The 25,892-nt window shown below is 72.9% G+C and carries 20 protein-coding genes; 13 read left to right on the forward strand and 7 right to left on the reverse strand.

What is annotated here, in order from left to right:
- The first annotated feature begins 141 nt into the window (after positions 1–141).
- The 4 genes from ACNTMW_RS22130 (at position 142) to ACNTMW_RS22145 (ending at position 4,505) form a co-directional block, all read left to right on the forward strand.
- Positions 142–1,635, forward strand: coding sequence for a PAS domain-containing sensor histidine kinase (locus tag ACNTMW_RS22130; protein ID WP_426635641.1), 1,494 nt, complete (start codon positions 142–144; stop codon positions 1,633–1,635).
- Positions 1,613–2,317, forward strand: a complete 705-nt coding sequence (locus tag ACNTMW_RS22135) for a response regulator transcription factor (protein WP_426635642.1) — start codon at positions 1,613–1,615, stop codon at positions 2,315–2,317. Before ACNTMW_RS22130 ends, ACNTMW_RS22135 begins: the two co-directional genes overlap by 23 nt.
- Positions 2,318–2,548: 231 nt before the next feature.
- Positions 2,549–3,385 carry a hydrolase gene (locus ACNTMW_RS22140; RefSeq protein ID WP_426635643.1) on the forward strand — a complete coding sequence of 279 codons (837 nt, stop codon included), beginning with the start codon at positions 2,549–2,551 and terminating at the stop codon, positions 3,383–3,385.
- 430 nt (positions 3,386–3,815) lie between these two features.
- The gene (locus ACNTMW_RS22145) at positions 3,816–4,505 is read left to right on the forward strand and encodes a hypothetical protein (protein ID WP_426635644.1); all 690 of its coding nucleotides are present in this window, start codon (positions 3,816–3,818) and stop codon (positions 4,503–4,505) included.
- Positions 4,506–4,573: 68 nt separating this feature from the next.
- Here the strand turns inward: ACNTMW_RS22145 and ACNTMW_RS22150 are convergent, their stop codons facing one another.
- Together ACNTMW_RS22150 and ACNTMW_RS22155 are read right to left on the reverse strand one after the other, a co-directional pair.
- Positions 4,574–5,110 carry a GNAT family N-acetyltransferase gene (locus ACNTMW_RS22150; protein ID WP_426635646.1) on the reverse strand — a complete coding sequence of 179 codons (537 nt, stop codon included), beginning with the start codon at positions 5,108–5,110 and terminating at the stop codon, positions 4,574–4,576.
- Positions 5,111–5,291: 181 nt separating this feature from the next.
- Entirely contained in the window at positions 5,292–7,163 is a 1,872-nt protein-coding gene (locus ACNTMW_RS22155; protein WP_426635647.1) for a sensor histidine kinase, read from the reverse strand.
- Between the two features lie 1,221 nt (positions 7,164–8,384).
- On the opposite strand from ACNTMW_RS22155, the gene ACNTMW_RS22160 reads away from it, so the two are divergent.
- Both ACNTMW_RS22160 and ACNTMW_RS22165 read left to right on the forward strand, forming a co-directional pair.
- Entirely contained in the window at positions 8,385–8,633 is a 249-nt protein-coding gene (locus ACNTMW_RS22160; protein WP_426635648.1) for a DUF7455 domain-containing protein, read from the forward strand.
- Between the two features lie 81 nt (positions 8,634–8,714).
- On the forward strand, positions 8,715–10,334 hold the full coding sequence (locus tag ACNTMW_RS22165) for an ATP-dependent DNA ligase (protein WP_426635649.1): 1,620 nt from the start codon (positions 8,715–8,717) through the stop codon (positions 10,332–10,334).
- Here ACNTMW_RS22165 and ACNTMW_RS22170 read toward each other — a convergent pair.
- Positions 10,317–10,862 (reverse strand): hypothetical protein, encoded by a 546-nt coding sequence (locus ACNTMW_RS22170; RefSeq protein ID WP_426635650.1) that lies wholly within the window; start codon positions 10,860–10,862, stop codon positions 10,317–10,319. The two genes, ACNTMW_RS22165 and ACNTMW_RS22170, sit on opposite strands and share 18 nt — an antisense overlap.
- On the reverse strand, positions 10,859–11,638 hold the full coding sequence (locus ACNTMW_RS22175) for an SURF1 family cytochrome oxidase biogenesis protein (protein WP_426635651.1): 780 nt from the start codon (positions 11,636–11,638) through the stop codon (positions 10,859–10,861). Before ACNTMW_RS22175 ends, ACNTMW_RS22170 begins: the two co-directional genes overlap by 4 nt.
- Positions 11,639–11,755: 117 nt before the next feature.
- Here ACNTMW_RS22175 and ACNTMW_RS22180 point away from each other — a divergent pair, with 117 nt between their 5' ends.
- On the forward strand, positions 11,756–12,361 hold the full coding sequence (locus ACNTMW_RS22180; RefSeq protein WP_426635652.1) for a GNAT family N-acetyltransferase: 606 nt from the start codon (positions 11,756–11,758) through the stop codon (positions 12,359–12,361).
- 3 nt (positions 12,362–12,364) lie between these two features.
- Here the strand turns inward: ACNTMW_RS22180 and ACNTMW_RS22185 are convergent, their stop codons facing one another.
- Positions 12,365–14,650, reverse strand: a complete 2,286-nt coding sequence (locus ACNTMW_RS22185) for a transglycosylase domain-containing protein (RefSeq protein WP_426635653.1) — start codon at positions 14,648–14,650, stop codon at positions 12,365–12,367.
- 89 nt (positions 14,651–14,739) lie between these two features.
- Between ACNTMW_RS22185 and cobC the strand changes: the two genes are divergently transcribed.
- From cobC to cobA, 3 genes are all read left to right on the forward strand, one after another.
- On the forward strand, positions 14,740–15,951 hold the full coding sequence (gene cobC, locus ACNTMW_RS22190; RefSeq protein ID WP_426635654.1) for an Rv2231c family histidinol phosphate aminotransferase CobC: 1,212 nt from the start codon (positions 14,740–14,742) through the stop codon (positions 15,949–15,951).
- A 107-nt stretch (positions 15,952–16,058) separates the two neighbouring features.
- On the forward strand, positions 16,059–17,126 hold the full coding sequence (gene cobT, locus ACNTMW_RS22195; RefSeq protein WP_426635723.1) for a nicotinate-nucleotide--dimethylbenzimidazole phosphoribosyltransferase: 1,068 nt from the start codon (positions 16,059–16,061) through the stop codon (positions 17,124–17,126).
- A gap of 53 nt (positions 17,127–17,179) precedes the next feature.
- The gene (gene cobA / locus ACNTMW_RS22200) at positions 17,180–18,406 is read left to right on the forward strand and encodes a uroporphyrinogen-III C-methyltransferase (protein WP_426635655.1); all 1,227 of its coding nucleotides are present in this window, start codon (positions 17,180–17,182) and stop codon (positions 18,404–18,406) included.
- A gap of 29 nt (positions 18,407–18,435) precedes the next feature.
- On the opposite strand, the gene otsB is transcribed toward cobA, so the two are convergent.
- Positions 18,436–21,096: a trehalose-phosphatase gene (gene otsB / locus ACNTMW_RS22205; RefSeq protein ID WP_426635656.1), complete on the reverse strand. Its 2,661-nt coding sequence runs from the start codon at positions 21,094–21,096 to the stop codon at positions 18,436–18,438.
- Positions 21,093–22,499, reverse strand: coding sequence for an alpha,alpha-trehalose-phosphate synthase (UDP-forming) (locus tag ACNTMW_RS22210; protein WP_426635658.1), 1,407 nt, complete (start codon positions 22,497–22,499; stop codon positions 21,093–21,095). Before ACNTMW_RS22210 ends, otsB begins: the two co-directional genes overlap by 4 nt.
- 288 nt (positions 22,500–22,787) lie before the next feature.
- On the opposite strand from ACNTMW_RS22210, the gene ettA reads away from it, so the two are divergent.
- The 3 genes from ettA (at position 22,788) to ACNTMW_RS22225 (ending at position 25,693) form a co-directional block, all read left to right on the forward strand.
- Positions 22,788–24,464 carry an energy-dependent translational throttle protein EttA gene (gene ettA / locus ACNTMW_RS22215; protein WP_426635659.1) on the forward strand — a complete coding sequence of 559 codons (1,677 nt, stop codon included), beginning with the start codon at positions 22,788–22,790 and terminating at the stop codon, positions 24,462–24,464.
- Positions 24,465–24,557: 93 nt separating this feature from the next.
- The gene (locus ACNTMW_RS22220) at positions 24,558–25,010 is read left to right on the forward strand and encodes an acyl-CoA thioesterase (RefSeq protein ID WP_426635660.1); all 453 of its coding nucleotides are present in this window, start codon (positions 24,558–24,560) and stop codon (positions 25,008–25,010) included.
- On the forward strand, positions 25,007–25,693 hold the full coding sequence (locus tag ACNTMW_RS22225) for a DUF8010 domain-containing protein (protein ID WP_426635661.1): 687 nt from the start codon (positions 25,007–25,009) through the stop codon (positions 25,691–25,693). The genes ACNTMW_RS22220 and ACNTMW_RS22225 overlap by 4 nt, the downstream gene beginning before the upstream one ends.
- The last annotated feature ends 199 nt before the right edge of the window (positions 25,694–25,892 follow it).

Below are 25,892 nucleotides of genomic sequence, written 5' to 3' on the forward strand. Positions count from 1 at the left end.
ACTAATCTCAAACTTTAGCGCACAAGTATTGACAATGCGTAGAATAGAGCAGCACTCGGAGTAGGGAATCTCGGTCCGGCTCGCGGCAGCGACGACGGCCGACCGGTGAGGAGGACCGTGCGTGGCTATACGGGCGATCGCGTGGCAGCGGAGCTGACCCCGCCGGCCGCACGTGCCCTGGCTGCCCGCGCGGAGCGGGCGAGCAGCCTGGTGGAGGTGCAACGGCTGCTCGGGGAGTTGCGGACGCTGCCCGGTGTGCGCGACGCCGCCCTGGAGTCCTCGGCGTCGCCGAGCCCCGGCGGCATTCCGGTAGGGCCGGCGCGGTGGCGGCTCGCGCTGCAGGTGTACGCCGTCGACGAGCTGAGCTACCGCCAGGCACTGCCGGCCGTGGAAGAGATCGCCGCGGCCGTCGAGCGCTGCCTGACCCGGCCCTGTCCGGCGATGCCCGCCGATCGCGCGATGCCGGTCGACCCGCTCGGGCGCTCCCTGCTCGCCGCCGACCGGGCCGCCGTCGTCCTGGTCGACCCGCCGGCCGGCTGGGTCGCGCTGTCCGACGAGTTCACGGTGCTGCTCGGGTACGACCGGCAGGCGCCGCCCCCGGTCTCCCCGCTGGACCTGGTCCACCCGGACGACCACGCCGTCGCCGTCGCGTCGCTGGTCGACGCGTGCGCCGGGCGCGGCCCCGACGGCCCGTTCGACCTGCGGGTACGCGCGTCCAACGGCCAGTGGCGCACGCTTGAGGTGACCGTCCGCGGGCTCCTCGACGACCCGCAGGTCGGCGCGGTCGCCTACCTGGGCGTCGACGTCACCGCCCAGCGCGCCACCGAACGGGTACTGCGCGAGGAACTGTCCCGGCTGCGCGGCAACCGGCCGGCCGCCACGCCGACCTCCGGCGGCGTCGTGGGGTCGTCGTTCGTGCCGACCGTGGCGCACGAGCTGCGCGGCCCGCTGTCCGCGGTGGTCGCGTTCGCGCACCTGCTCGGCGACCCGGGCAGCGGCGGCCTCACCGACGAGCAGCGCACCTACCTCGACGTGATCGACCGCAACGCCAACCGGCTGTTGCGCCTGATCGAGGAGCTGCTGACGCTGTCCCGGCTGGAGGCGGGCACCCTGCCGTTGAAGCACACCGCGGTACGGGTACCGGCGCTGCTCGACGAGGTGGTGGCCGAGCGCCGGCTGGCCGCGGAGGCCGCCGGGATCGAGTTGGCGCTCCACGCGGTGGACGGACCCGAGCTGGTGTGCGACGAGGCCCGGCTCCAGCAGGTGCTGGGCAACCTGCTGGCCAACTCGCTCGCGTTCACCCCGTCCGGCGGCCGCATCAGCGTCCGGGCGCGGCCCGTGCGTACCGGGTGGGAACTGGTGGTCAGCGACAACGGAATCGGAATACCCGCGGCCGAACAGCCGAGGCTGTTCAGCCCCTTCTTCCGCGCCTCCAACGTCGGGGCGGCGGCCTGGGCGGGTACCTCGGGCGCGGGACTCGGCCTGGTGATCAGCCGGGCCATCGTGGAACTGCATGGCGGCGCCATCAACGTCGCCAGTACGGAAGGCGTCGGTACGACGGTGACAGTCTCTCTGCCGGCGCGCCCTCGTGGGAATGATGGAGGTCTTGAGGGTGAGCCGACTACTGATCGTTGAGGACGACCCGGACATCGCGCTGGCGCTGCGCCTGTTGCTGACCCGGGCCGGACACCAGGTCGCGCACGCCAAGGACGGGCGGGCCGGCCTGCGTGACGCGTACACCGAACGGCCCGAACTCGTCATCCTCGACATCGGGTTGCCGGGCATGGACGGCTGGCAGGTGCTGGAGCGGCTGCGGGACGTCAGCGACGTACCCGTCCTGCTGCTGACCGCGCACGGCCAGGAGTCGGACAAGGTACGCGGCCTGCGCGGCGGCGCCGACGACTACCTCACCAAGCCGTTCACCAACGCCGAGCTGGTGGCCCGGGTGGAGGCGCTGCTGCGCCGTAGCGCCGGCGCGTCGCAGTGGGCCGACGAGGTGTACGACGACGGCGTCCTGCGCATCGACCCGGCCGCCCGGCGCACCTACGTGGACGGCGAGGAGGTGCGGCTCACTCCGACCGAGTTCCGCCTGCTCAATGTCCTGGTACGGCACGCCGGGGCGGTGCTGTCGCCCAACCAGCTGCTGGCCCAGGCGTGGGACGACCCGACCGGTATCGGCCCGGAGCGGGTGAAGTTCGCGGTCCTGCGGCTGCGCCGCAAGCTCGGCTGGACCGACCCGGACGCCTCACCGATCGAGTCGGTACGCGGCTTCGGATACCGGTACCGCCGCCCCGCCATGGAGCGGATCACCGAGTAGAGCCGCTCGCGGGCCGGCCGAGGGGGGACCGCTCCCGGTCATCCCCGGCCGGCCCGCCGGTCACGCCGGCGAACGGCCGGTCACGCCGGCGAACGGCCGGTTACGCCGGCCGTTCGCCGGTTACGCCGGCCGTTCGCCGTTTCGCCGATTACCCGAGGCCGTCCGGCTTCGCCAGCGTCGCAACGGCATGACAACCGAGTAGCACCGACGCCGCGTCGGTCGGGTCGCACCATGATGGCACGGCAGGTGGTTTCCGGGACCCCGGATCCGCCCGCCGGGTTCAACCGACCCGCGTACGCCGGCGGTCCCACCAGGGCCACCGACGCCGACCCGAAGGCAGCGGACATGCTCGACCTCACCGTGGACAGCCACGTGCACACCGCGTTCTCCGCGGGGCGCGACAGCGTCAGTCTCGTCGTGGCCGCTGCCGAGCAGATGGGCCTGACCGAGTTGGTCTTCTGCGACGAGGCCGGGCCGGAGACCCGGTGGATGTCGTCGTACCTGGCCTCCATCCAGCGGGCGCAGCAGCGCACCGACATCGTGCTGCGGGCCGGCATCGAGGTCGAGGCGATCGGTACCGACGGGTGGCTGGCCTTCCCGGCCGACCTCGGCGGGCTCGACGTGGTGTCGGTCGCCGTCGGCGCACTGCCCATGCCGTCCGGGCTGGCCGGGCCGCAGACCGTACGGGCCCTTGTCGACGCCGGCGCACTGACCTCCGCCAACGTGGTCGAGATGCTGGTGACCGTGACCGCGCGCGCCGTCGAGCGGGTCAGCCGGTACGCCCCGACCCGACTCGCCCGTCCGCTGGCGTTCCTGACCCGGGCCGGGTTCACCGACTCCGACATCGACGACGCCGCGGTCGCCGAGCTGGCCGCGATGTGTCGCCTCACCAACACCCAGGTCGAGATCAGCGAGCGTCACCAGGCGCCGTCCGCGCGACTGGCCGCACTGTTCGCCGCCGGGGGAGCGCGTCTGGTCGCCGCGAGCGACGCGCGCCAGGCCAGCGAGGTCGGGCGCTGGCGGCACGTCGAACGGGTCAGCGGGGACCTCGCGCCCGTCGCCGGCTGACCACACGCGGGGCCCCTGACCCGCGCCCGTCGTGTTTCTCCGCGTGGGCCGCGTCGTCTCCTGCGTCTCCTGCGTCTCCCGCGCCTCCCAGATCCGTGCAATGTCGCAATCTTTGCTGTATCGGCGGCTCCGACAGCAGCATTGATTGCGACATTGCGTGGATCTTGGCGTCTCGGTACGCGCGGGCGGTCGCCAGGTTTAGCGGCGCCGGGGCGGGCAAGTGCCGTCGCCGTCGGACATACCGGACCGGCCGCCGTCGCCGTACCAGTCATCGACGGTGGCTGTGCCGGCTGTCCGGCCATTGGTTGCCCCTGCCCCGCCGTTGCCGGGCGGCCACCGCTGTGGTCGGCGCGACGACGGCTACCCGTGCCATGCCTCAGCAGACCGGACCCGTGCCTTGACGACTGTGCCCTTGACAAGGAGACAAGCTGTGACGCCGATTTCCACCCACCGCCGCCAGATGAGAGCCATCCGGACCGCCGTCACGTCGCACCTGCCGATGATCAGGTTCCTACCGCTGGCCGCCGTTGCCACCGCCGGCGCGCTCCTACTGCCCGCCACGGCGCAGGCCGTGACCACACCCGTGACCACCGTCAAGCCGCACGTCGCGATGAGTCGCTACGTCGCGGAGGCCGACGACCAGAACGTTGAGGGCAACGACTCCGCTACGGGCAATGACTCCGCTACGGGCAATGACTCCGCTACGGGCAATGACTCCGCTACGGGCAATGACTCCGCTACGGGCAATGACTCCGCCACGGGCAATGACTCCGCCACGGGCAACGGCACCGCAACCGACGACGGGAACGCCGGGGACGCCGCAGCCGAGGCCCTGGACGACGACGCCGTGGCCGAAGAGTGGGCCGAGGAGGATGCGGCGGACGGCTGGAACGAGGATGCGACCGCCGAGGACTGGGACGAGGAGGACGCGGCGGACGGTTGGGATGAGGACGTCTCAGGGGACAATTGGGATGAGGATGCCGCAGCCGACGACTGGGATGAGGACACGACCGTCGAGGACTGGGACGAGGAGGTGAGCACCGGCTCGGACGGCGGCTCGAGCAGTAACGCCGATGCTGCCGCGGAAGCCGCTACCGGCGACGGCAGCACCACGGTCTAGGCGGAATCCGAGATAGCCACGCCGTACGACACCGACCGCGGCGACGATATCTGACATGCGGTTCGTGATCAGGGAGGGTGCGGGGCACCGTCGCGGCTCGCACCCTCCCTGATCATGCATAGCCGGGGCCACCGGTCGAGGCCGTGGGCCGCCTCCCGCTGCCGGATCGTCCGGAGGCCGGGCCCCAGTTCGCGCTCGGCCATCGGCCGGAACCCGCACCGTACGTAGTAGGGCGCGTTCCACGGCACGTGGGCGAACGTGGTCAGCGTCAACGCGGGCATGTCGAGGTCGGTCGCGCGACGGGCCGCATATTCGAGGAGCGAGCGCCCGATCCCGCGACGCGCACCGGACGGGTGGACCGACACCTGCTCGACGTGGAGACTGCCGTCGATCGGTTCGGCGATCAGGTAGGCGACCGGTACGTCCGCGTGATCGGCCGCGACCCAGGCCAGACCGGAGTCGCGGTAGCGAGCGAGTACCTCCAGCGGGAGGGGGTCGTCGTCGGCGATCTCCGGCATCCCGACGTCGCGGAAACAGGTCCCGGCGGCGCGCTCGATGTCCCGTAGCGCGGACAGCTCCTCGGTGCGGACGGCACGGATACGCATCGGTCAGTATCTCCACAAGACGCACGGGTCGGCGACCCCACGTGTCTGATGTCCCTGCCACAGATGACGTGAACCGGCCCCGGACCGTGCTCGACGGTGGTCCGGGGCCGGTTCGGCGTGGTGTCGGCGGTACCGGGCGACCGCGCGCGGGTCGGGGTCCTCCCGGTGTCCGGCGGTGCGGCTACGACGCGAGCGTCAACTCACGCGGCAGCCGTACCGTGACCGTCGTTCCCGCTCCGGGCTCCGACCGCAGCGTGACGTCGCCGTCGTGGTTGGCGACGATGTTGCGCACGATGGTGAGCCCCAGGCCGGTACCGGGGATCGACTCCGACACCGCGTTGGAGGCGCGGAAGAAGCGGCTGAACAGCCGGTCCTGCTCCTCGGCGGGGATGCCGATGCCGGTGTCGGAGACCGACAGCACGATGTCGTCGCCGTCCTCGCGTACCGACACCACGACCTCACCGCCGCTCGGCGTGAACTTCACGGCGTTGGACAGCAGGCTGTTGAGTACCCGGTCGATCTGCTCGGGATCCACGACCGCGATGAGCGGCTTGGCCGGGCAGTCGGTGTACACGGTGTGATCGGTCGTCGCGCCCATCGTGCGCACGACCCGCGTGACCAGTTCCGTCACGTCGGTCAGCTGGCGTTCGATCGTGAACGTACCGGTCTCGATCCGCGACAGCGTGAGCAGATCCTCGATCATTCTGCGTAGCCGGTTGGTGTTGCGTTCGACGATCTCCAGCATCTGCCGCTGCTCGTCGGTCAGCGGACCGGACGCCGGGTCGGCGAGCAACTCCACGAAGCCGCTGATGCTGGTCAGTGGCGTCCGCAGCTCGTGCGACACGGTCGACACGAAGGCGTCCTGCGTACGCTCCAGCTCCCGCTGCCGGGCATCGAGCTCCTGCTCCCGCTCGTACAGCCGGCTCTGCTGCACCCAGCGGGCCACGTCGGCGGCGACCCACCCGGCCGCCTCGACCTCGGCCGGCTGCCACGGGCGGCCGCCGGCACACCGGACGAGGGTGATGGCGCCGTCGGGCTGCGAACCGGTGCCGAACGGTACGGTCAGCGCGCTCACGGCGCCGGCCGCGAGCAGTTCGTCGCGCTCCCGCTTCGGTGCGCCGTTGGGCTGGGTACGTACGTCGCCGCTGCACCACACGTCACCGCGGGCGAGCCGGTCGGACAGCCAGGACACCGGCTGCGCGGCGAGCGGACGCGCCCCGCCCCGCTCGTCGGCCGCCCAGGAGGCGGTGCGCTGCCGCTCGCCGTCGGCGCCGGCCAGCCGGACGACGGCCAGGTCGGCCTGGAACTCCGGGCCCAGTACGTGGGCCGCGGCGTCCAGCACGGCGTCCACCGACACGTGGTCGCGTACCCGCAGGCCGGCCTCCCGCATCCGGGTGTGCGCCTGGTTCTGCTTCTTCTCCTCGCGCAGCATGCGGGTCACCCGCCGGGCGGTCCGGACGGCGACCAGCATCGCGGCGAGGATCCCGAACGCGGCGGTACCCAGCAGCGCGGCGGCGGCGACGACCTGGGTCTTGCGGGTCTGCTGTTGCAACAGATCGTCCCGGTGGGACAGGGCGCGGTCGAGGTGGGCGTTGCCGGACAGGAACTGGTCGAACACCGGGCCGCCCTGGTGGGCGAAGCACACGTCCTCGTCGCTGCCCGGCTCCACCTCGCGCTGCCGGCTGGCGATGTCGAACCAGGCAGCGGCCCGGTCGAGCTGCGACGACACCACGGTCCGGTCCTTCGGCGGCGCCACCCGGCGCAGGCTTGCCGCCGCGAACTCGTACTCGCGCCTGGCGTCCTGGTACGCGTCTTCGAACCCGGGCTCCCCGGAGAGCAGGTAGCTGCAGATGCCGCGCTGGGCTTCCATGAGGGTCAGGTACACGCGGCCGTTGGCCTGCCGCTCCGGCAGCACCTGGCCGGCCAGCGCGTTCACCGATCGGTACTGCTGCCACGCCGCGTAGGAGGCCACCGTGCCGGTGACGAGGAGGACGCCGATGACGATGGCGAAGGCGCGGTACAACTGCCGCGCGATGGTGATGGCTCGACTCATGATGCACGCCTTTCGCCCGACCCGGTACGGGTCATGTCGCCCCACACATGTCTGGTGCCGATGAGCGCCGACCCCGTCCCGTGAGCCCGTCGTCGCTGGCGTACCGGCCGGCAGGCGTCGGGTGTACCGAGGTCTGATGGTTTTCGGGTCCGGCGTCGCCGGTGGCGACGGCGCGCCGGACGTGGCGGTCGGGAGTGGCGGGGCTGACCCGCCGTACGTCCCGGCCGCCTCGCATCGTCCACACGACAGTGGTCGCCGCGCCGGGGACGGTGGTCGTGGCGGCGGGGACGAGCGGTGTGGTGGCGGTGGTATCCGCCACCGTCACGCCCGAGCCCGTGCCGGTACCGCTTCGGCGTGGCCGGCGCCCGGCGCCGCCGGGGCGCGGTTGACGGGGACTTGAACGTGTCCGGCCGGGCCGCGCGTGAAAGCGACGAGATGGCGGAGGTCCGGATCGTCACCTGCGATCAGACTCGCTGTCATGTCTCCCCCTGTCGGTCCCGAGCAGCCACCCGGTACCGGCGGCCGGCTCAGCCCCCGGCGCGGCGGCGGCTTACCTCCAAGATAATGCCTATTGACCCGTATTTGTCGGATCTGACGCACCGGTGCCAACGGCATAACGCATCGGGCGCCGTCTGGATGCGGGGGAGCATGGAGGGCGCCGCCGGGCAGGGACTCAGGTCTCCTACCCGGCGACGCCAGTCTGGGTGGCCGTCCTCCCGGCGGCTTGTCGCCGCTGCCGGATCGGCCGTCGTCGTCGGCTCCGCGGCCGGACGGGGTCGGCCTGGAGGCTCACCGTGGTGGACCTCGTGGCCCGCTGCGGCCGGCCTGGTGGCTGGTCGCTGTGGGCCTGGTGGTCGGTCGTCCGGAGGCTGGGCGGCCGGGCCGTTCGCGGGTCGGACTGGCAATCAGGGTGCGCCGCGACCGGAGCGGAGCCGGTACGGCAGGGGTGCAGGCCGGTTTCCGTTCACCGGTGCGTCAGCGTTACCGGTCGGGAGACGGCAGCGGGAATCGATCGCGTGCCGGGTGGGAGACGGCACCGGGGCACCGGACGCGTGTCCACCGACCGCCGTTTTCCGGCGCCGAACGGCCGGCAACCGGGCTACCCCTCAATGCCAACCTTTACGAACTTCCACTGAACATTCGGGCCCGTACCGTCGTAAAGGTAAGCGCGGAGGTCTTGCTTCGCTGCCACCCACCGTACGAGGCGAGGAGACGGTAACGATGGCCCAGACCCTGATGGTGTCGGCGGCGGCGGCCGAGTCGACCGGATCGACCGAGTGGTGTGACCGGTGTGGCGCTGCCGCCAAGCTCGGCCTGGTCCTCGCGACCGGCGGTGAGCTCACCTTCTGCGGCCACCATGCCAACACGTACGCCGACGCGATCCTCGCCCATGCCGAAAGCGTGTTCCTCGAGTCCGGCTTCCATTGGCGTGGCGCGACCTACGAGGGTGCGCACCGCGCCGGCTTGTGATCACCGCGATCTCAGTCTGGGCGCCATGAGGTCTGGGCGCCATGACGTCTGGGCGCCATGAGGTCCGGGCATCATGAACAGGTGCGCTTTGCTGACCTCGCCGCCACGTCGGCAGCGGTGACCGGGACGTCGGGTCGTCGCGCCAAGATCGAGCTACTGGCCGACGCGCTGCGCCGGCTCGCCGACGGCACCACCACTCCCGGGCCGGGTGCCGCCACGGCGCCGGCCACCCTCGCGGCCGGTGCCGCCGGACTGGATTCCACGCCGCCGGATGCCGCCGCGCGGATCGAGGCCGGTGCCGCCTACCTCGCCGGCGAGCTACGCCAGCGCCAGACCGGCGTGGGGTGGGCGACCCTGCGTGAGCTGCCCCCTCCCGCGCCGGTCGCCACCCTCACCGTCGCGCAGGTCGACGCCGCGCTGCAACGGCTGTCCGAGACCGCCGGCCCCGGCTCGCAGGCCGAGCGGCGCCGTCTCGTACACGCCCTGTTCTCCGCCGCAACCGCCGACGAGCAGCGGGTACTCGTCGGTCTGCTCACCGGTGAGCTGCGCCAGGGCGCTCAGGCCGGACTGCTCGCCGACGCGGTCGCCAGGGCCGCCGGGGTGGACGTCGCCGAGGTCCGCCGGGCCCTCCTGCTGGCCGGTGACCTCAAGGCGGTCGCCGCCGCGGCGCTCACCGGCGGGCCGGGCGCGCTGGCGAAGTTCCACCTCGCGGTCGGGCGCCCGCTCGCGCCGATGCTCGCCCAGAGTGCACCGTCGGTGGCCGAGGCGATCGCCGCCACCGGGGCGCCGGCCGCCGCCGACGTCAAGCTCGACGGGGTACGCGTCCAGGTGCACCGGGACGGCTCCGACGTGGCCGTCTTCAGCCGCAGCCTCGACGATCTCACCGCCCGACTGCCCGGCGTCGTGGCGGCGGTACGGGCCCTGCCCGCCCACACGCTCGTCCTCGACGGCGAGGCGCTGGGGCTCGACGCCGCCGGCCGGCCGCTGCCGTTCCAGGAGACGTCCGGCCGGGCCGCCCGCCGTAAGGAGCCCGCCGACCTCCGGCCGTTCTTCTTCGACCTGCTCCACCTGGACGGCGCCGACCTGCTCGACGTACCCGCCCGCGACCGGTGGGCCGCGCTCGCCGGGGCGGTACCCGGGGAACTGCTGGTGACCCGGACCGAGGTCACCGACGCCGGTGCGGCGGAGCGGGCGTTCGCCGCGGCCGTCGACGCCGGGCAGGAAGGCCTCGTGATCAAGTCGCTGGACGCGCCGTACGACGTGGGGCGCCGTGGCGCGGCCTGGGTCAAGGTCAAGCCGCGGCACACCCTCGACCTGGTGGTCCTGGCCGCCGAGTGGGGGCACGGCCGGCGCCGCGGTTGGCTGTCCAACCTCCATCTTGGCGCCCGCGACCCGGCCACGGGCGGCTTCGTCATGCTCGGGAAGACCTTCAAGGGGCTCACCGACGAGATGCTGCGCTGGCAGACCGGGCGGCTGCGGTCGCTGGCCGTCTCGGAGGGGGAGTGGGTCGTCACGGTACGGCCGGAGCTGGTGGTGGAGATCGCCTTCGACGGGGTGCAGACCTCGCCGCGCTACCCGGGCGGGGTGGCGCTGCGCTTCGCGCGGGTCCTGCGGTACCGCGAGGACAAGACCGCCGCCGAGGCGGACACCATCGAGGCGGTCCGGGCGATCCACACCGGCCGGTCAGCTGGCGGCGAGTGAACGGGCCAGCTCGATCTCGGCGGGGTCCGTCACCAGCGTCTCGTGGTGGATCCCGGCGCCGCTGATCCGTACCACCGTCGGGCCGTCCTCGACCGTCTCCCTGGCCAGCAGGAACAGCAGGCTGGCCACGGGTACCACGAAGAAGCCGACCACCGCGCAGAACACCGCCCAGGTGGGGGTGCGTACCACCCGGCCCCGGGCGACCTCGACGGTCGCGACGGCGAGCGTGAGCGCGCCGGCCGGGGTGCGGACCACGGTGGCGGTCACGTCGACGTCACCGATGCGGGCGAGGACCTCCGCACTCCCATCGGGACCGGGCGCACCGGACGCGGAGCCGGCGGAGGCCGACCCGGTGGAGGTGGCAGTGGAGCCCGGGCCGCCCGCGGCGGCGGACCCCGGCCCGGAGCCGGTGGGCGGGGCCGCCGCGGCCGCCGGCGGGTACGACAGGGCCGAGTAGACGCCTGACGGGTAGGGGTCGGGGTCGATCGTCCGCCGGACGGGTTTGCCGCCGTCGATGCCGTCGTTCATACGGGGACAGTAGCCGCACGGTCGGGGTCGGTGGTGGTGTCGGCGTGCGCCTCCCGGTGGGCCAGGTACCCGTACCCGAAGAGGGTCAGCGCCGCGAACGCCCACCACTGCACCACGTACCCGGCGTTCATCCAGGCGTTCTCGTGGTCGGCCGGCACCGGCGTGAAGCGGCTGTCCGCCGTCGGCGTCTGCTCGTCGAGCATCACGTACCCGCCGTAGACCGGGTACGGCAGGCCCAGCGTCGCCGGGGAGACGCGCCGGACGGTGTGCCGTACCGGCTTGTCCGCGCCGCTCTCCGGCCGGCGGATCGGGCCGACCACGGTGACCTCGTCGCTCGGCGCCGGCGGCACGTCCGGCATGGCCAGGGCGTCACCACCGGTCGGGGGTGGCAGCCAGCCGCGGTCGACGAGCACCGCCGAGCCGTCGGCGAGCAGCAGGGGAGTGAGCACCTCGAACCCCACCGAGCCGTCGACGGTGCGCCCGCGCGCCAGGATCTCGTGGCCGGGGTCGTACCGTCCGGTCACCTCCACCCGCTTCCACTCGGCGGTGGCCGGGAGTGGGGGGCCGACGCGCGCGCCGGTGCCGGCCGGTGCGGTGAGCACGCTCGTGATCGGTACGGCGGGGCCGCTGCCACCGGCGTCGATGCGCGCGTTGATCGCGGAGCGCTCGTGGTAGCGGTGCAGTTGCCAGTTACCGAGGCCGGCCATCACCGCGGCGAGGATCAACGCGAGCGCGGCCAGCCCCAACCAGCGGGGGGTGGCGAGGAACCGGTACACGCCACAACGCTACCGGCTTGTCCGCCACTCCCGGCCGGCCCGCACCCGGTATCGTCTGCCATCGGCCGCTGCGGTCGATGGCTCGCAGCACTGACGTCGCACGGGAGGAGTCCCGCGATGAGCGCCGCCTCGTACTGGCCGGTGACCGCACGCCGGTTCCCGTCACTGACCGCACGCCGGTTCCCGCCGCTGACCGTGGTCACGCCCCGCCTGCACGTGCGCCCGCTGGCCGCCGCCGACGCCAATCACGTGGCGGAGATCTTCGCCGACCGGCAGACCCGGCGCTGGCTGCCCTTCCCGACCGGCGACGGGCCGGTCGACGGGCGGGCCTGGTGCACCGAGATCGTCGCCGAGGTCCGCGACCACGGCGACGGCGACCACTACGCGGTGGTACGGCGCGAGGACGACCGGATCGTGGGCTGCCTGTGGCTGCGGCGTACCGACTGGACGGCCCGCTCGACCGAGGTGTCGTACGCGGTGGCGGCCGAGGCGCGCGGGTTCGGCGTGGCCGCCGAGGCGGTCGACGCGCTCACGGTCGCCCTGATCCTCGAGCACGGCTTCCAGCGCGTCGAGATGCGGGTGGCCCCGGGCAACGTGGCGTCGCGGCGGGTGGCCGAGAAGGCCGGTTTCACGTACGAGGGGCTGCTGCGCAACGCCGGGCACGTCGATGGCGAGCGGGTCGACGTCGAGGTCTGGTCGCTCGTCGCCGCCGATCTCCGCTGACCGTCAGGAGCGCTTCGAGGGGGTCACCCGCGGGGTCGGGGTGGGGCGTGTGGTCGCGCTCGGGCGGGTGGACGTGCCGTCCCGGTCGCCGTCGCCGAGCCTGCCGTCCTTGCCGTACGCCGTCGTCACCGCCGGTGGCGTGAAGTCCCGTACCGGGCCGTTGGCCAGGGCGTCGCGCAGCGTCTCGGCGGCTGACCGGATCGGTTTGTCGTGGTTGGCGGTGCCCACGGCGTGCAACGGGTTGTCCGGGTCGGCGATGAAGCTCGCCACCGACAGCGCCGGTGAGATCCCGACGAACCAGGCCGCCTGGTTGTTGTCGGTCGTCCCGGTCTTGCCCGCGACCGGTCGTTTGACCAGCGGGTACACCGCCGGTGCGGTGGACCAGCCCCCGCAGTCGCCGGTCCGGCTGCGGTAGCCGGTGGTGCAGCGGGCGGCGTCCACGGCGGCGCGGGCCACCTCCGGCCGCAGGACCTGCTGGCAGCGCGGCGCCGCGACCTCGACCGGCTTGTCGCCGGCCCGCGCGCTGACCGTGGTGACCGGCGCGCCGTCGGGCCCGGTGATGCTGACGACCGGCAGCGGCTCGCAGTACGTGCCGTCGGCGGCGATCGTGGCGTACGCGTTGGCCATCTCCAGCGGCGTGGTGTCGGCCACGCCGAGCGTGAACGCCCCCCAGTCGGCCGCCTTCCCCGGCGACGCCTGCTGCTTGTCGACGTCGGTACGCCAGCGCAGGCCCAGCCGCTCGGCCATGGCGACCGCCCGGTCGGCGCCGACCCGCTGCTCCAGTTGGACGAAGTACGTGTTGACCGACTTGCCGAACGCCGACCACATGGTCTGCGCCCCGGTCATCTGGGCGCTGGCGTTCGACGGGCACCACCGGTTGCCGCACGAGGCCGGCTCACCGGGAGCGCTCGGGTAGGACGACCGGTACCGCTGCGGCGAGTAGATCGACGTGTCCAGCGGCAGGTTCTGGTCGAGCGCGGCCAGCATGGTGAACAGTTTGAACGTCGAGCCGGCCTGGAAGCCGGGCAGATCACCGCCGCCGAGCAGCGGGTTGACCGTGTTCGGGTAGCTGCCGACGGTGCCGCCTGCGCGACCGTTGCGGTCGAGCTGCCGGCCGTTGTGCGAGGAGTCGACCGAGTACACCCGGTTGACCGCCATCGCCCTGACCCGGCCGGTACCCGGCTCGATGGCCACGAGGCCGTGGGCGAACGGGCTGCCGACCGCCTCCTTGGCGGTGACGTGCTGCTCGGCGTTCGCCTGGAGGCCCGTGTCGAGCGAGGTGACGATCGTGTACCCGCCGCGGCGCAGCCGGCTCAGGCGCTCCTGCGGGGTCGCCCCGAACGCCGGCTGCTCGGTCCACCACGTCTTGAACAGGTCGCAGAAGAAACCCCAGTCGTTCTGCGCCGCCGCCGCGCAGTCGCTCGGCGGCTCCGACAGGCGCAGCGCGATCGGCTGCGCCTTGGCCTGGTCGGCCACCGGCCGGGCCACGTGGTGCAGGTCGACCATCCGGTCGAGGATGTAGTTGCGGCGGTCGGTGGCGGCGGTCTGGTCGCCGGCCGGGTCGTACGACGACGGCGCCTGGACCAGGCCGGCCAGCATCGCGGCCTCCGGCAGGGTCAGGTCGGCGGGGCTCGTGGAGAAGTACACCTGCGCGGCGGCGGTGATCCCGTACGCCTGGTGGCCGAAGTACACGACGTTGAGGTAGCGCTCGAGGATCTCGGCCTTGCCCAGCTGCCGCTCGACGGCGACGGCCAGCTGCATCTCGCGGATCTTGCGGGCATTGGTCTGCTCGGTGGCCGCGCGGACCTCCTCCGGCGTGCGGGCCGAGTCGCGCAGCACGTTGCGCACGTACTGCATGGTCAGCGTCGACGCGCCCTGGGTTACCTCGCCGGAGCGGCGGTTGGCGACGAACGCGCGGATGACGCCCTTGGCGTCGACGCCGCCGTGGTCGTAGAACCGGGCGTCCTCGGCCGCGGTGATGGCCTGCGCGACGATGGGCGAGATGCGGGACAGCGGAGTGTACGTCCGGTTCTCGTCGTAGAACTGGCTGATCAACGTGGTGCCGTCGGACGCGTACACCCTGCTGGTGAGCGCCGGTGCGGTGTCCGGGAGGCTGGCGGCTTGGCGGTCGATCTCGTCGATGCTGGCCTTGAGGGTCAGGCCGGCCAGCGCGGCAAGGGGGAACGACAGCGCCGCCACCGCGATCCCCATGGCCAGGCCCGTGCGAACGAGGACGGCGACCCGGCCGATCAGCCCGAGGGGGTACTCGTTCTCGCCATTCACGTTCATAAGATAGGACAGACGGTACGCGTACCTGAGGGAATCTTCACGTCCGCCTACGGTCGTGTGAACCGCGCCGGGCGGGCAAGATTCTCACCATGCGCACGTCCGGCCCGCCCGCGCCCCCGTCCGGTGATCCGGCCGGCCTCCGTTTCCATGGTGACGGGGAAGCCGCGCTGCGCTTCCATGGTGACGGGGAAGCCGCGCTGCGCTTCCATGGTGACGGGGAAGCCGCGCTGCGCTTCCATGGTGACGGGGAAGCCGCGCTGCGCTTCCATGGTGACGGGGAAGCCGCGCTGCGCTTCCACGGCGACGAGGAACTGGCCACCGGGCTGGTCGACCTGGCGGTCAACGTACGGGCCGACCCGATGCCGGACTGGCTGGCGCGGCCCGTCGCGGCCAGCCTCGCCGACCTGGCCCGGTACCCCGACCCCGGCCCGGCCCGGGAAGCCGTCGCCGCCCGCCACCGGCGTCCACCGGGCGAGGTCCTGCTCACCGCCGGCGCCGCGCAGGCGTTCAGCCTGCTCGCCCAGGCCCTGCGGCCGGTGCGCGCGGTCGTGGTGCACCCGCAGTTCACCGAGCCGGAGGCCGCGCTGCGCGCCGCCGGCCACGCCGTCGACCGGGTGTTCCTGTCCGGCGACTTCCGCCTCGACGCGGGTCTCGTGCCCGCCGACGCCGACCTGGTCGTCCTCGGCAACCCGACGAACCCGACGTCGGTCCTGCACGGCGCGGAGACCGTCGCGGCGCTGGCCCGGCCCGGCCGGGTGCTCGTCGTCGACGAGGCGTTCGCCGACACCGTGCCCGGCGAGCCGGAGTCCCTGTCGCGCCGCCGCGACCTGCCCGGCCTGGTCGTGATCCGCAGCTTCACCAAGACCTGGGGTCTGGCCGGGCTGCGGGTGGGGTACCTGCTGGCCGACGCCGCGCTCGTCGACCGGCTGGCGGCCGTCGCGCCGCTGTGGCCGGTGTCCACGCCGGCCCTGGCCGCCGCCGTCGCCTGCGCCTCACCGACCGCCGTCGCCGCCGAGCACGCCATCGCCCGCCGTCTCGGGGCTGACCGGGCGCACCTGCTCGACCGGCTCGCCGCTGTTCCCGGCGTCCGGATCGCCGGGGCGCCCGCCAGTTCGTTCGTGCTGCTCCGGGTCCCGAACGGCTCCGCCGTACGCGACCGGCTGCGGGCCCGCGGGTACGCGGTGCGCCGCGGTGACACCTTCCCCGGCCTGGGGCCGGACTGGCTGCGCCTGGCCGTCCGGGACACCGCCACCACCGACGCCTTCGTCGCCGTCCTCGCCGAGGTGCTGGCGACCGGCTGAGCCCGCTACCTGGCTGAGCCGCCGCCTGGCTGAGCCGCCACCTGGCTCTGAGCCGCTACCCGGCTGAGCCGCCACCTGACAGGGGGAGCACCGCCATGACCGACGACCTGCTCGACCGTACGATCGCGGCCGTCGTGCCGGCCGACGCCGCTGCCGCCCGGGCCGCGACCGAGCGGCAGGCCCGGCTGACCAAGCCGGCCGGCTCCCTCGGCGAGCTGGAGGGGCTCGCGGTGCGGCTGGCCGGCCTCGCGGGTACCTGCCCGCCGCCCTTGCCCACCCCCGGCGCCGTCGCCGTGTTCGCCGGTGACCACGGCGTACACGCGCAGGGCGTCACCCCGTGGCCGCAGGAGGTCACCGCCCAGATGGTGGCGAACTTCCTGGCCGGCGGCGCGGTGGTCAACGCGTTCGCGCGGCAGGCCGGGGTGTCCGTGACCGTGGTGGACGTGGGCGTCGCGGCCCGGCTCGAACCGGCCGACGGGCTGCTGGTCCGCAAGGTAGGCGCCGGTACCCGCGACCTCGCCGTGGAGCCGGCGATGACCCGCGAGGAGGCCCGCCGGGCGCTCACGGCGGGGATCGGGGTCGCGCACGACCTGATCGACGACGGGGCGAAGATCCTGCTCACCGGCGACATGGGGATCGCCAACACCACGCCGGCCGCCGCGCTGGTCGCCGTGTTCACCGGCGTCGACCCCGCCGACGTCACCGGCCGGGGCACCGGCGTGGACGACGACACGTACGCGCGCAAGGTGGACGTGGTCCGGCAGGCCCTGGCCCGGCACCGGGTCGGCGCCGACGACCCGGTCGGTGCGCTCGCCGCCGTCGGCGGGTTCGAGCACGCCGCCCTCGCCGGGTACGTCCTCGGTGCGGCGGCCCGCCGGGTACCGGTGCTGCTCGACGGGGTCATCGCGGCCTCGGCGGCGCTGGTGGCGGCGGCGCTGGCGCCCGACGCGGTGGCGGCGATGGTGGCCGGGCACCGATCGGTGGAGCCGGGCGCTACGGTGGCCCTGGCCCACCTGGGCCTGAACCCGCTGATCGACCTCGGGCTGCGGCTCGGCGAGGGTACCGGTGCGGTGCTCGCGCTGCCGATCGTGGCCAGCGCGGTGCGGGTGCTGCACGAGGTGGCCACGTTCGACTCGGCCGGCGTGTCGTCCAAGTCGGCGATCTTGGACACGTAGGCCGGCTACCGGGCGGTCCAGGCGTCCAGGATCTCGAAGGAAGTAGGGGGCAAGTGAGCGAGCTGTACCCGATCGGGCTGCGCCTGGAGGGGCTGCCGGTCCTCGTCGTGGGCGGCGGGGCGGTGGCGACCCGACGGGTCCCGGCGTTGCTGGCGGCCGGTGCCGAGGTGGTCCTGGTCGCGCCGCACCTCACCCCGGCCCTGCACGACCTCGCCACCGCCGGCCGGCTGCGGTGGCTGCCGCGCCGGTTCGAGGCGGGCGACGTGGACGGCGTCTGGCTGGTCCACGTCGCCGTCGACGACCCGGCCGCCGCCACGGCGGTCAGCGACGCGGCGCGCGAGCGGCGGGTGTTCTGCGTACGCGCCGACGACCGCCACGCGGCGACGGCCTGGACCCCGGCGGTGACGCGGCACGGCCCGGTGACCGTGGCGGTCCTCGGGGGCGGCGACCCGCGCCGGGCGATGGCCGTCCGGGACGGCATCCGCAGAGGTCTGGGAGACGGCACGCTCGACCCCGCGCCGCACGCCCCGGGCGGCGGGGCGGTGGTGCTCGTCGGCTCCGGCCCCGGCGACCCCGAGCTGATCACGGTCCGCGGCCGGCGCCTGCTGGCCGCCGCCGAGGTCGTGGTGGCCGACCGGCTGGTACCCGGGCTGCTCCTGGACGAGCTGCGCCCCGAGGTGGAGCTGGTCGACGCGTCGAAGATCCCGTACGGGCCGTCGCGTACCCAGGACGAGATCAACCGGATCCTGGTCGAGCGGGCCAAGGAGGGGAAGTTCGTCGTCCGGCTCAAGGGCGGTGACCCGTACCTGTTCGGCCGGGGCGGCGAGGAGCTGATCGCCTGCGCGCAGGCCGGCATCCCGGTGACGGTGGTCCCCGGCGTCACCAGCGCGCTGGCCGTACCGGCCGCGGCCGGCATCCCGGTGACCCACCGCGGGGTCGCCCACGAGCTGGTGGTCGTCTCCGGCCACGTCGCGCCGGACCACCCTCACTCGCTGGTCGACTGGCCGGCCCTGGCCCGCCTGCGCGGCACCACGTGCATCCTGATGGGGCTGAAGAACCTGCCGGCGATCACCGCCACGTTGTTGCGCCACGGCAAGCCGGCGGACACCCCGGCCGCCGTGGTGCAGGAGGGTACGACCGGGGCGCAGCGGGTGGTACGGGGACGCCTGGACACGATCGCCGAGCGGGCGGCCGAGGCGGCGCTACGGCCCCCGGCGATCGTGGTTCTCGGCGACGTGGTCGGTGTTCTTGGCGATCTTGGACACGGGGACCGGCCGTAGCCGGCCCGAGTGTCCAAGATCGCCGGAACTCAGCGTGTGGCGTCGAGCAGCAGCGCGCAGCGGATCAGGCCGAGGTGGCTGTACGCCTGCGGGTGGTTGCCCAGGCCGCGCTCGGCCTCCGGGTCGTACTGCTCGGGCAGCAGCCCGGTCGGCCCGGCACAGTCGAGCATCTGCTCGAACAGCTCCTCGGCCTCGGTACGGCGGCCGGTGCGCAGGTACGCCTCGATCAGCCAGGCCGTGCAGATGTGGAAGCCGCCCTCCCGGCCGGGTAGCCCGTCGTCCCACAGGTACCGGTAGACCGTCGCGCCGCTGCGCAGTTCCGCCTCGATGGCGAGGACGGTCTTGAGGAACCGGGGGTCGTCGTCGGTGAGCAGCCCGGACAGGCCGATCCACAGCGACGAGGCGTCCAGGTCCCGGTCGCCGTAGGCCACCGTGTACGCGCCGACCTCGTCGTGCCAGCCGTGGGTGAGCACGTTCTGGGCGATCGTGTCGCGCAGTACCCGCCACTCCGGCCTGATCGGCATGCCGTGCTTCTCGCCGAGGTGGATCGCCCGGTCGACGGTCAGCCAGCACATGACCTTGGAGTACACGTGGTGGCGCGGGGGCAGCCGGGCCTCCCACAGGCCGTGGTCGGGCTCGTGCCAACGCCGCTCGACCGCCTCCACCATGGCGCCCATGACGGCCACGTCGTTGGGGGTCAGGCCGCGATGGTCGACGACGGCCGCGATCAGGTCGGCGACCGGCCCGAACACGTCGAGCTGGACCTGCCGGTTGGCGGCGTTGCCGACGCGTACCGGCCGGGAGCCGGCGTAGCCGGGCAGGGTGTCGATGACCGCCTCGGCGCCCAGTTCGTTGCCGTCCACGGCGTACAGCGGGTGCAGCCGCTCCGGATGGCCACCGGTCGACTCGATCACCCGCATGGTCCAGGACAGGAAGCGGTCGGCCTCCTCGATCGAGCCGAGGTCGACCAGCGCCCGCGCGGTCATCGCCGCGTCGCGCAGCCAGCAGTACCGGTAGTCCCAGTTGCGCACGCCGCCGATCTCCTCCGGCAGCGCCGCCGTCGCCGCCGCCAGGATCGCCCCGGACGACTCGTGGCACAGCCCGCGCAGGGTCAGCGCGCTGCGCAGCACCGCGTCGCGGGCCCGGACCGGCAGCCGCAGCGAGGTGGCCCAGTCCTGGGAGCGCTGCTCGGCGATGGCCCGGCGCTTGTCCGCGTCGAGTGGGTGCGCTTCGACGTCGCTGGTACCCATCCGCAGCTCCAGGACGGCCTGGCCGCCCATCGCGGACAGGTCGACCACCGCCCGGGCGGCCTCGTTACCGCCGTCGCTGACGATGTCCCACTCCACGCCGGGGGAGTGCAGCGCGATCGGCTCGTTGGAGCCGAGGACCAGCAGCCCGTCGCCGAGCGGCTGCAACCGGATCGGCAGCTGGCCGAACTCCGGCCGCGGCGCGAACTCGACCTTGGCGCGGGCGGTACCGGTCAGCACCCGTACCAGCGCGGTGCCCTGGTTGTCGGAGACGTGGAAGGCGCGGGTGGCGCCCTCGTACTCGCCGCCCGCCGGGTGGGTGTCCAGCCAGTCGGTGATGGTCAGTCCGGACCAGCGGGTCTCGACGGTCATCGTGCCGGGCAGGTACCGCTGGCCCAGGGGCAGCCCGCCGCGTTCCAGCGTGACGGTGAAGTGCCCGGCGGTCGGCCCGCCGAGCAGGTCGGCGAAGAGCGCGGAGGAGTCCGGCCGGGGGTGGCACAGCCAGCTCACCCGGGCGTCCGGGGTGACCAGGGCGACGGTGCGGCCGTTGGACAGCATCGAGTGCCGCTCGATCGGTACCGCCCGCTCGCCGAACAGCCACTGCCGGCGGTAGTGCAGCAGCAGGCCCAGCAGCCGGACCGCGTCGACCGGCCCGGACACCCGGTAGTGTGCCCGGGTCTCCCCGGGGCCGATCTTGATGCCCAGGTCGGGGCCGTGCAGCTGGGCGAACGCGTTCTCGTCGGTGACGTCGTCGCCGCAGAAGACCACCGCGCTGGCCGACAGCTGGGTGCGCAGCGCGTCGATCGCCAGGCCCTTGTTGGTGGTGATCACCGACAGCTCGATGACCTCCTTGCCCTGGGTCACGTTGACCCCGGGCCAGGTGGCCGGTCCGGTGCGGATCGACTCCAGGACCAGCCGGGCGACCTCGGGCTCGGCCGAGCGGAAGTGCACGGCCACGCTGGCCGGCTTGACCTCCAGCCGGACCCCGGGCCGGCGGCGGACCAGCCCGGACAGCGTCTCGACCAGTTCGCCGCGCAGCTGCTGGAGGTCCGGGGCGAGCGCGTCGACGAAGCCGACGTCGAACTCGGAGCCGTGGCTGCCGACGAGGTGGACCTCGCTGGGCAGGCGGGACAGTGCGGCCAGGTCGCGCAGCGCCCGCCCGGAGATCACCGCGACCGTGGTCTGCGGCAGGGCGGCCAGCGCCCGCAGCGCCGCCACCGCCTCCGGCAGCGGTACCGCGCGGGTCGGGTCCTCCACGATCGGCGCCAGCGTGCCGTCGTAGTCGCAGGCGACCAGGAGGGTGGGCACCCGGGCGACCCGCGCGCAGGCGGCGCGCAGCCCGGCGTCCAGGGCCTCGACCGCACCCGCGGTCAGGTCCGCGGGTGCGGCGGGTAGTTTGCCGGCTGCCGGGGCGGCGCCGTCGCCGTCGGTGGGAGCATTCATGTCATCGTGTCCAGTACGCCGAGGGAGGTCAGGAACGATCGAGCCCACGCCGTTACATCGTGGGTCCGTAGGTGGCGCCGCATCGCCCGCATCCGCCTGTTGGCCTCAACCGGGTCGACGTTGATGGCGCGCACCAGCGTGTCCTTGAGCCCGTCTAGGTCGTGTGGGTTGACCAGAAACGCCTGGCGCAGCTCGGCGGACGCGCCGGCGAACTCGGAGAGTACCAACGCTCCGCCGAGATCGGCTCGTGCAGCCACGTACTCCTTTGCCACCAGGTTCATTCCGTCACGTAGTGGCGTCACCATCATGACATCGGCAGCGCAGTAGAGCGCGGCCAACTCGCTGCGGCTGTACGACTGGTGCAGGTAATGGACCGCCGGGACGCCGACCCGGCCGTAGTCGCCGTTTATCCGGCCCACCTCACGCTCGACCTTGACCCGCAGCGCCTGGTAGTGCTCGACGCGCTCCCGGCTGGGCGTGGCGACCTGCACCATCACCGCCTCGGGGACGGTCACCTTGCCCTCGGCGAGCAGCTCCTGGAACGCGGTGAGCCGCTGCTCGATCCCCTTGGTGTAGTCGAGCCGGTCGACGCCGAGCAGGATCGTCTTCGGGTCTCCCAGCTCGTGGCGGATCTCCGCGGCGCGCTGTCGGATATGCGGCATCGCGACCAGGTTCTCGAACTCGGCGACGTCGATGGAGATCGGGAACGCCCCGGCGCGCACGACGCGTCCGTCGATCTCGACGCTGTCGCCGCGCGGCCGCAGGCCCAGCAGGTGGCGGCTGAGCCGGAGGAAGTTCTGGGCGGCCAGTGGCTGCTGGAAGCCGACCAGGTCGGCGCCGAGCAGCCCGCGCAGCACCTCGATGCGGCGCGGCAACTGGACGAACAGCTCGATCGGCGGGAACGGGATGTGCAGGAAGAACCCGATCCGCAGGTCCGGGCGGCGCTCCCGGAGCATCGCGGGTACCAGTTGGAGCTGGTAGTCCTGCACCCAGACCACGGCGCCCTCGGCGGCCTCCTCGGCGGCGGCTTCGGCGAAGCGCTCGTTGACCCGCCGGTACGCGTCCCACCAGCGTCGCCGGTAGATCGGCGTCTCCACGGCGTCGTGGTAGAGCGGCCACAGGCTGGAGTTGCTGAATCCCTCGTAGTAGCGCGCGACCTCCTCTGCCGTCAACGACACCGGGTGCAGGCGCATGTCCTCCAGCTCGAACGGCTCCAGCGGCGGGTCGCCCGGCCCGGACGCCGCTCCGGTCCAGCCGATCCAGGTGCCGCGGTGCGAGGCGAGGACCGGTTGCAGCGCGGTGACCAGGCCGCCGGGGCTGCGCCGCCAGCGGCGCCCCTCCGGCGTGCTCACCTGGTCGACCGGCAGCCGGTTCGCGACCACCACGAAAGAGCTTCGGCCCACCGTTGATCCCCTCCCCACGGACGAGCCCACCTCGATCGAACAGCCTACTGAACTGGCCGATCTTCAACGGGTGCAGGTGCGTGTCCGTGGGACGAAATACCCGGGTGCCCGGCGAGGTTGGTACATACCGGGACCCGAGAAGCCGGGCCGCGGTACCACTGATCCAGGGTGATGTGCGCGGCGCGGCGCCCACCTGGAAAGATTGGGCGCGACGGCGGCCGGGCCAACCCGCGATCACCGCGCGGTACGTCCGCGGTAAACCACGATCTCTCGGAGGTAGGGCGCACTGTGGCCCAGTACATCTACGTGCTTGAGAAGGCGCGCAAGGCACACGGCGACAAGGTCGTGCTCGACAACGTGACGCTCAGCTTCCTGCCCGGGGCGAAGATCGGCGTGGTGGGCCCGAACGGTGCCGGTAAGTCCAGCCTGCTCCGGATCATGGCGGGCGAGGACACCCTGAGCAACGGCGAGGCCCGGCTGATGCCCGGTTACACCGTCGGCATGCTGTCCCAGGAGCCCAAGCTCGACGACTCGAAGACCGTGCTCGAGAACATCGAGATGGCGGTCGCCGACACCAAGGCGAAGCTGAACCGCTTCAACCAGATCGCCGAGCAGCTGGCCACCGACTACTCCGACGAGCTGATGGAGGAGATGGGCCGGCTGCAGGAGGAGCTCGACCACGCCGACGCGTGGGACATCGACTCCAAGCTGGAGCTGGCGATGGACGCCCTGCGCTGCCCGCCGCCGGACTCCCCGGTCAACGTGCTCTCCGGTGGTGAGCGCCGCCGGGTCGCGCTGTGCAAGCTGCTGCTGGAGCAGCCCGACCTGCTGCTGCTCGACGAGCCCACCAACCACCTCGACGCCGAGAGCGTGCTCTGGCTGGAGCAGCACCTGGCGAAGTACCCGGGCGCCGTCCTGGCGGTCACCCACGACCGGTACTTCCTCGACCACGTGGCCGAGTGGATCGCCGAGGTCGACCGGGGCCGGGTGCACGGCTACGAGGGCAACTACTCCACGTACCTGGAGAAGAAGGCGGCCCGGCTGGCCGTCGAGGGGCGCAAGGACGCCAAGATGAAGAAGCGCCTCGAGGACGAGCTGCAGTGGGTGCGCTCGAACGCGAAGGCGCGCCAGACCAAGTCCCGCGCCCGGCTCGATCGGTATGAGGAGATGGCCGCCGAGGCGGACAAGACCCGCAAGCTGGACTTCGAGGAGATCCAGATCCCGCCGGGCCCGCGCCTGGGCAACGTGGTCATCGAGGCCGACAAGCTCACGAAGGGGTTCGACGGCCGGACCCTCATCGACCACCTGTCGTTCTCGCTGCCGCGTAACGGCATCGTCGGCATCATCGGCCCGAACGGTGTCGGAAAGACGACTCTGTTCAAGACGCTGGTCGGGCTGGAGCAGCCGACCGACGGCCAGGTGCGCGTCGGCGAGACGGTGCAGGTCTCGTACGTCGACCAGAACCGGGCCGGCCTGGACCCCCGCAAGACGGTCTGGGAGGTCGTCTCCGACGGCCTTGACCACTTGATGGTCGGTAAGGTCGAGATGCCCTCGCGGGCCTACGTCGCGGCGTTCGGCTTCAAGGGGCCGGACCAGCAGAAGCCGTCCGGGGTGCTGTCCGGTGGCGAGCGCAACCGGCTCAACCTGGCGCTGACCCTCAAGCAGGGCGGCAACCTGCTGCTGCTCGACGAGCCCACGAACGACCTCGACGTCGAGACGCTGTCGTCGCTGGAGAACGCGCTGCTGGACTTCCCCGGCTGCGCCGTGGTCATCTCCCACGACCGGATGTTCCTCGACCGGGTCGCCACGCACATCCTGGCGTGGGAGGGCGACGACGAGAACCCGGCGAAGTGGTTCTGGTTCGAGGGCAACTTCGAGGCGTACGAGAAGAACAAGATCGACCGCCTCGGCGCCGACGCCGCCCGCCCGCACCGGGTCACCCACCGCAAGCTCACCCGTGACTGAGCGGGCCGCCACGGCACCGCTCGCGCGGGTGTGAGCGGTGCCGTGGCGGCGCGCGACGCTGGGTCAGCCGGCGGGCGGAAAGGGGCAGGGCAGATGCCGCGCTACACGTACCACTGCGCGCTCCGCTGGTCGGACATGGACGCGTACGGGCACGTCAACAACGCCCGCTTCCTCACGCTCTATGAGGAGGCGCGGGTGGCGATGATGTTCACCGGCGCCCGGGAGGCCGGCGTCACCTCGCTGGAGGGGGGCGTGGTCATCGCCCGGCACGAGATCGACTACCTGCGTCCGGTCGACTACGGAGCCGAGTCCGTCGGCGCGACGGAGCCGCGGCGCGTCCGCATCGACATGTGGCTGGAGGAGATCCGGCCCAGCCGGTTCGTGGTGGCCTACGAACTGTTCGACGACGGCGCGCTCGCGAGCCGGGCGCGTTCGGTGTGCGTACCGTTCGACCTCGCGGCCGGCCGCCCGAGACGGCTGTCGGACGCCGAGCGGGCGTACCTGACGCCGTGGCTTTCGCCGGCCGGCCCGGGACAGCCGGCGTGAGCGGCCGGGAGGCGGGCGTGCACCGGCTGGAGCCGGCGAGCGTCGCGGACACCGGTGCCTACCTCGCGCGCCTGGTCCGGCTGGACCCGGCGGCCCTGGTGCGGCTGCGGCCGGCCGGCGACGGCACGGTGGCGCTGTGGGCCCGGCTGCCGTTCGAGGTGCTGGTGACCCGCCAGGTGCGTGCCGGCCTGGCCGATGACGTGACGGTACGCGCGGCCGACCTGCTGCGCACGCTCGACGCGGGCGCCGACCGGCTGCCGCCGCGGTGCGATGCGCAATGGCGGTGGCCGCTGCCGCCGGCGGTCAGCCGGCTCGTGGAGCGGCTGCCCGCCACCGAAGTGCACCGGGTCGGCGCGGCGGCGGAGACGACGCTGCGCGCGGCCGTGGCCGGCGGGGTGCGCGGGCGTGCGGTGGGGGAGCGGGTCCTGCGGGACGCGCTGCTCGACCACGTACCGGTGGTGGTGCTCACCGACGACGGCACCCGGGTGGAGGTGCCGCAGCGCCTGGTGCAGGCCGTGGTCCGGATGGGGTTCGCGGGGCCGCCGGGAGCCGGCGGCGAGGTACAGGTGCGGGTGGCCGGTGGCTGGGTAGGCCTCGGGGGTGAGTTCGGCACCGGTTGGTACCGGTCGTCCCGAGGATTTGAGGTGCGGCCGGTTGGTGAGCGATCTGTTACGCCGGCGTGACGACAGGCGTAAATAAGCCCTGGATATGTGAGCGTAGAGAAAACATTGGGTAACGGATCGTTACAATCGATATATCCAAAAGGATGATAGGCGACCCCTCCGATCATCCGTCCCGACGCAGTTCGGGGCTGCCGAAACTCGTCCGAACGGGTACCGTCTTGGCTCGGGTCCCCCACGGTTGCGGGTATTGACAAAAACC

The organism is Planosporangium spinosum (genome assembly GCF_049999945.1).
GTDB classification, from domain to species: Bacteria; Actinomycetota; Actinomycetes; order Mycobacteriales; family Micromonosporaceae; genus Planosporangium; species Planosporangium spinosum.

Bases quoted from the DNA above. Each gene is read 5' to 3' on its own strand.
- ACNTMW_RS22150 (WP_426635646.1), bottom strand. From the start codon at position 5,110: ATGCGTATCCGTGCCGTCCGCACCGAGGAGCTGTCCGCGCTACGGGAC.
- otsB (WP_426635656.1), bottom strand. From the start codon at position 21,096: ATGAATGCTCCCACCGACGGCGACGGCGCCGCCCCGGCAGCCGGCAAA.
- ACNTMW_RS22160 (WP_426635648.1), top strand. From the start codon at position 8,385: ATGGCCCAGACCCTGATGGTGTCGGCGGCGGCGGCCGAGTCGACCGGA.
- ACNTMW_RS22180 (WP_426635652.1), top strand. From the start codon at position 11,756: ATGAGCGCCGCCTCGTACTGGCCGGTGACCGCACGCCGGTTCCCGTCA.
- ACNTMW_RS22220 (WP_426635660.1), top strand. From the start codon at position 24,558: ATGCCGCGCTACACGTACCACTGCGCGCTCCGCTGGTCGGACATGGAC.
- ACNTMW_RS22170 (WP_426635650.1), bottom strand. From the start codon at position 10,862: ATGAACGACGGCATCGACGGCGGCAAACCCGTCCGGCGGACGATCGAC.
- ACNTMW_RS22155 (WP_426635647.1), bottom strand. From the start codon at position 7,163: ATGAGTCGAGCCATCACCATCGCGCGGCAGTTGTACCGCGCCTTCGCC.
- ACNTMW_RS22140 (WP_426635643.1), top strand. From the start codon at position 2,549: ATGATGGCACGGCAGGTGGTTTCCGGGACCCCGGATCCGCCCGCCGGG.
- ACNTMW_RS22185 (WP_426635653.1), bottom strand. From the start codon at position 14,650: ATGAACGTGAATGGCGAGAACGAGTACCCCCTCGGGCTGATCGGCCGG.
- cobC (WP_426635654.1), top strand. From the start codon at position 14,740: ATGCGCACGTCCGGCCCGCCCGCGCCCCCGTCCGGTGATCCGGCCGGC.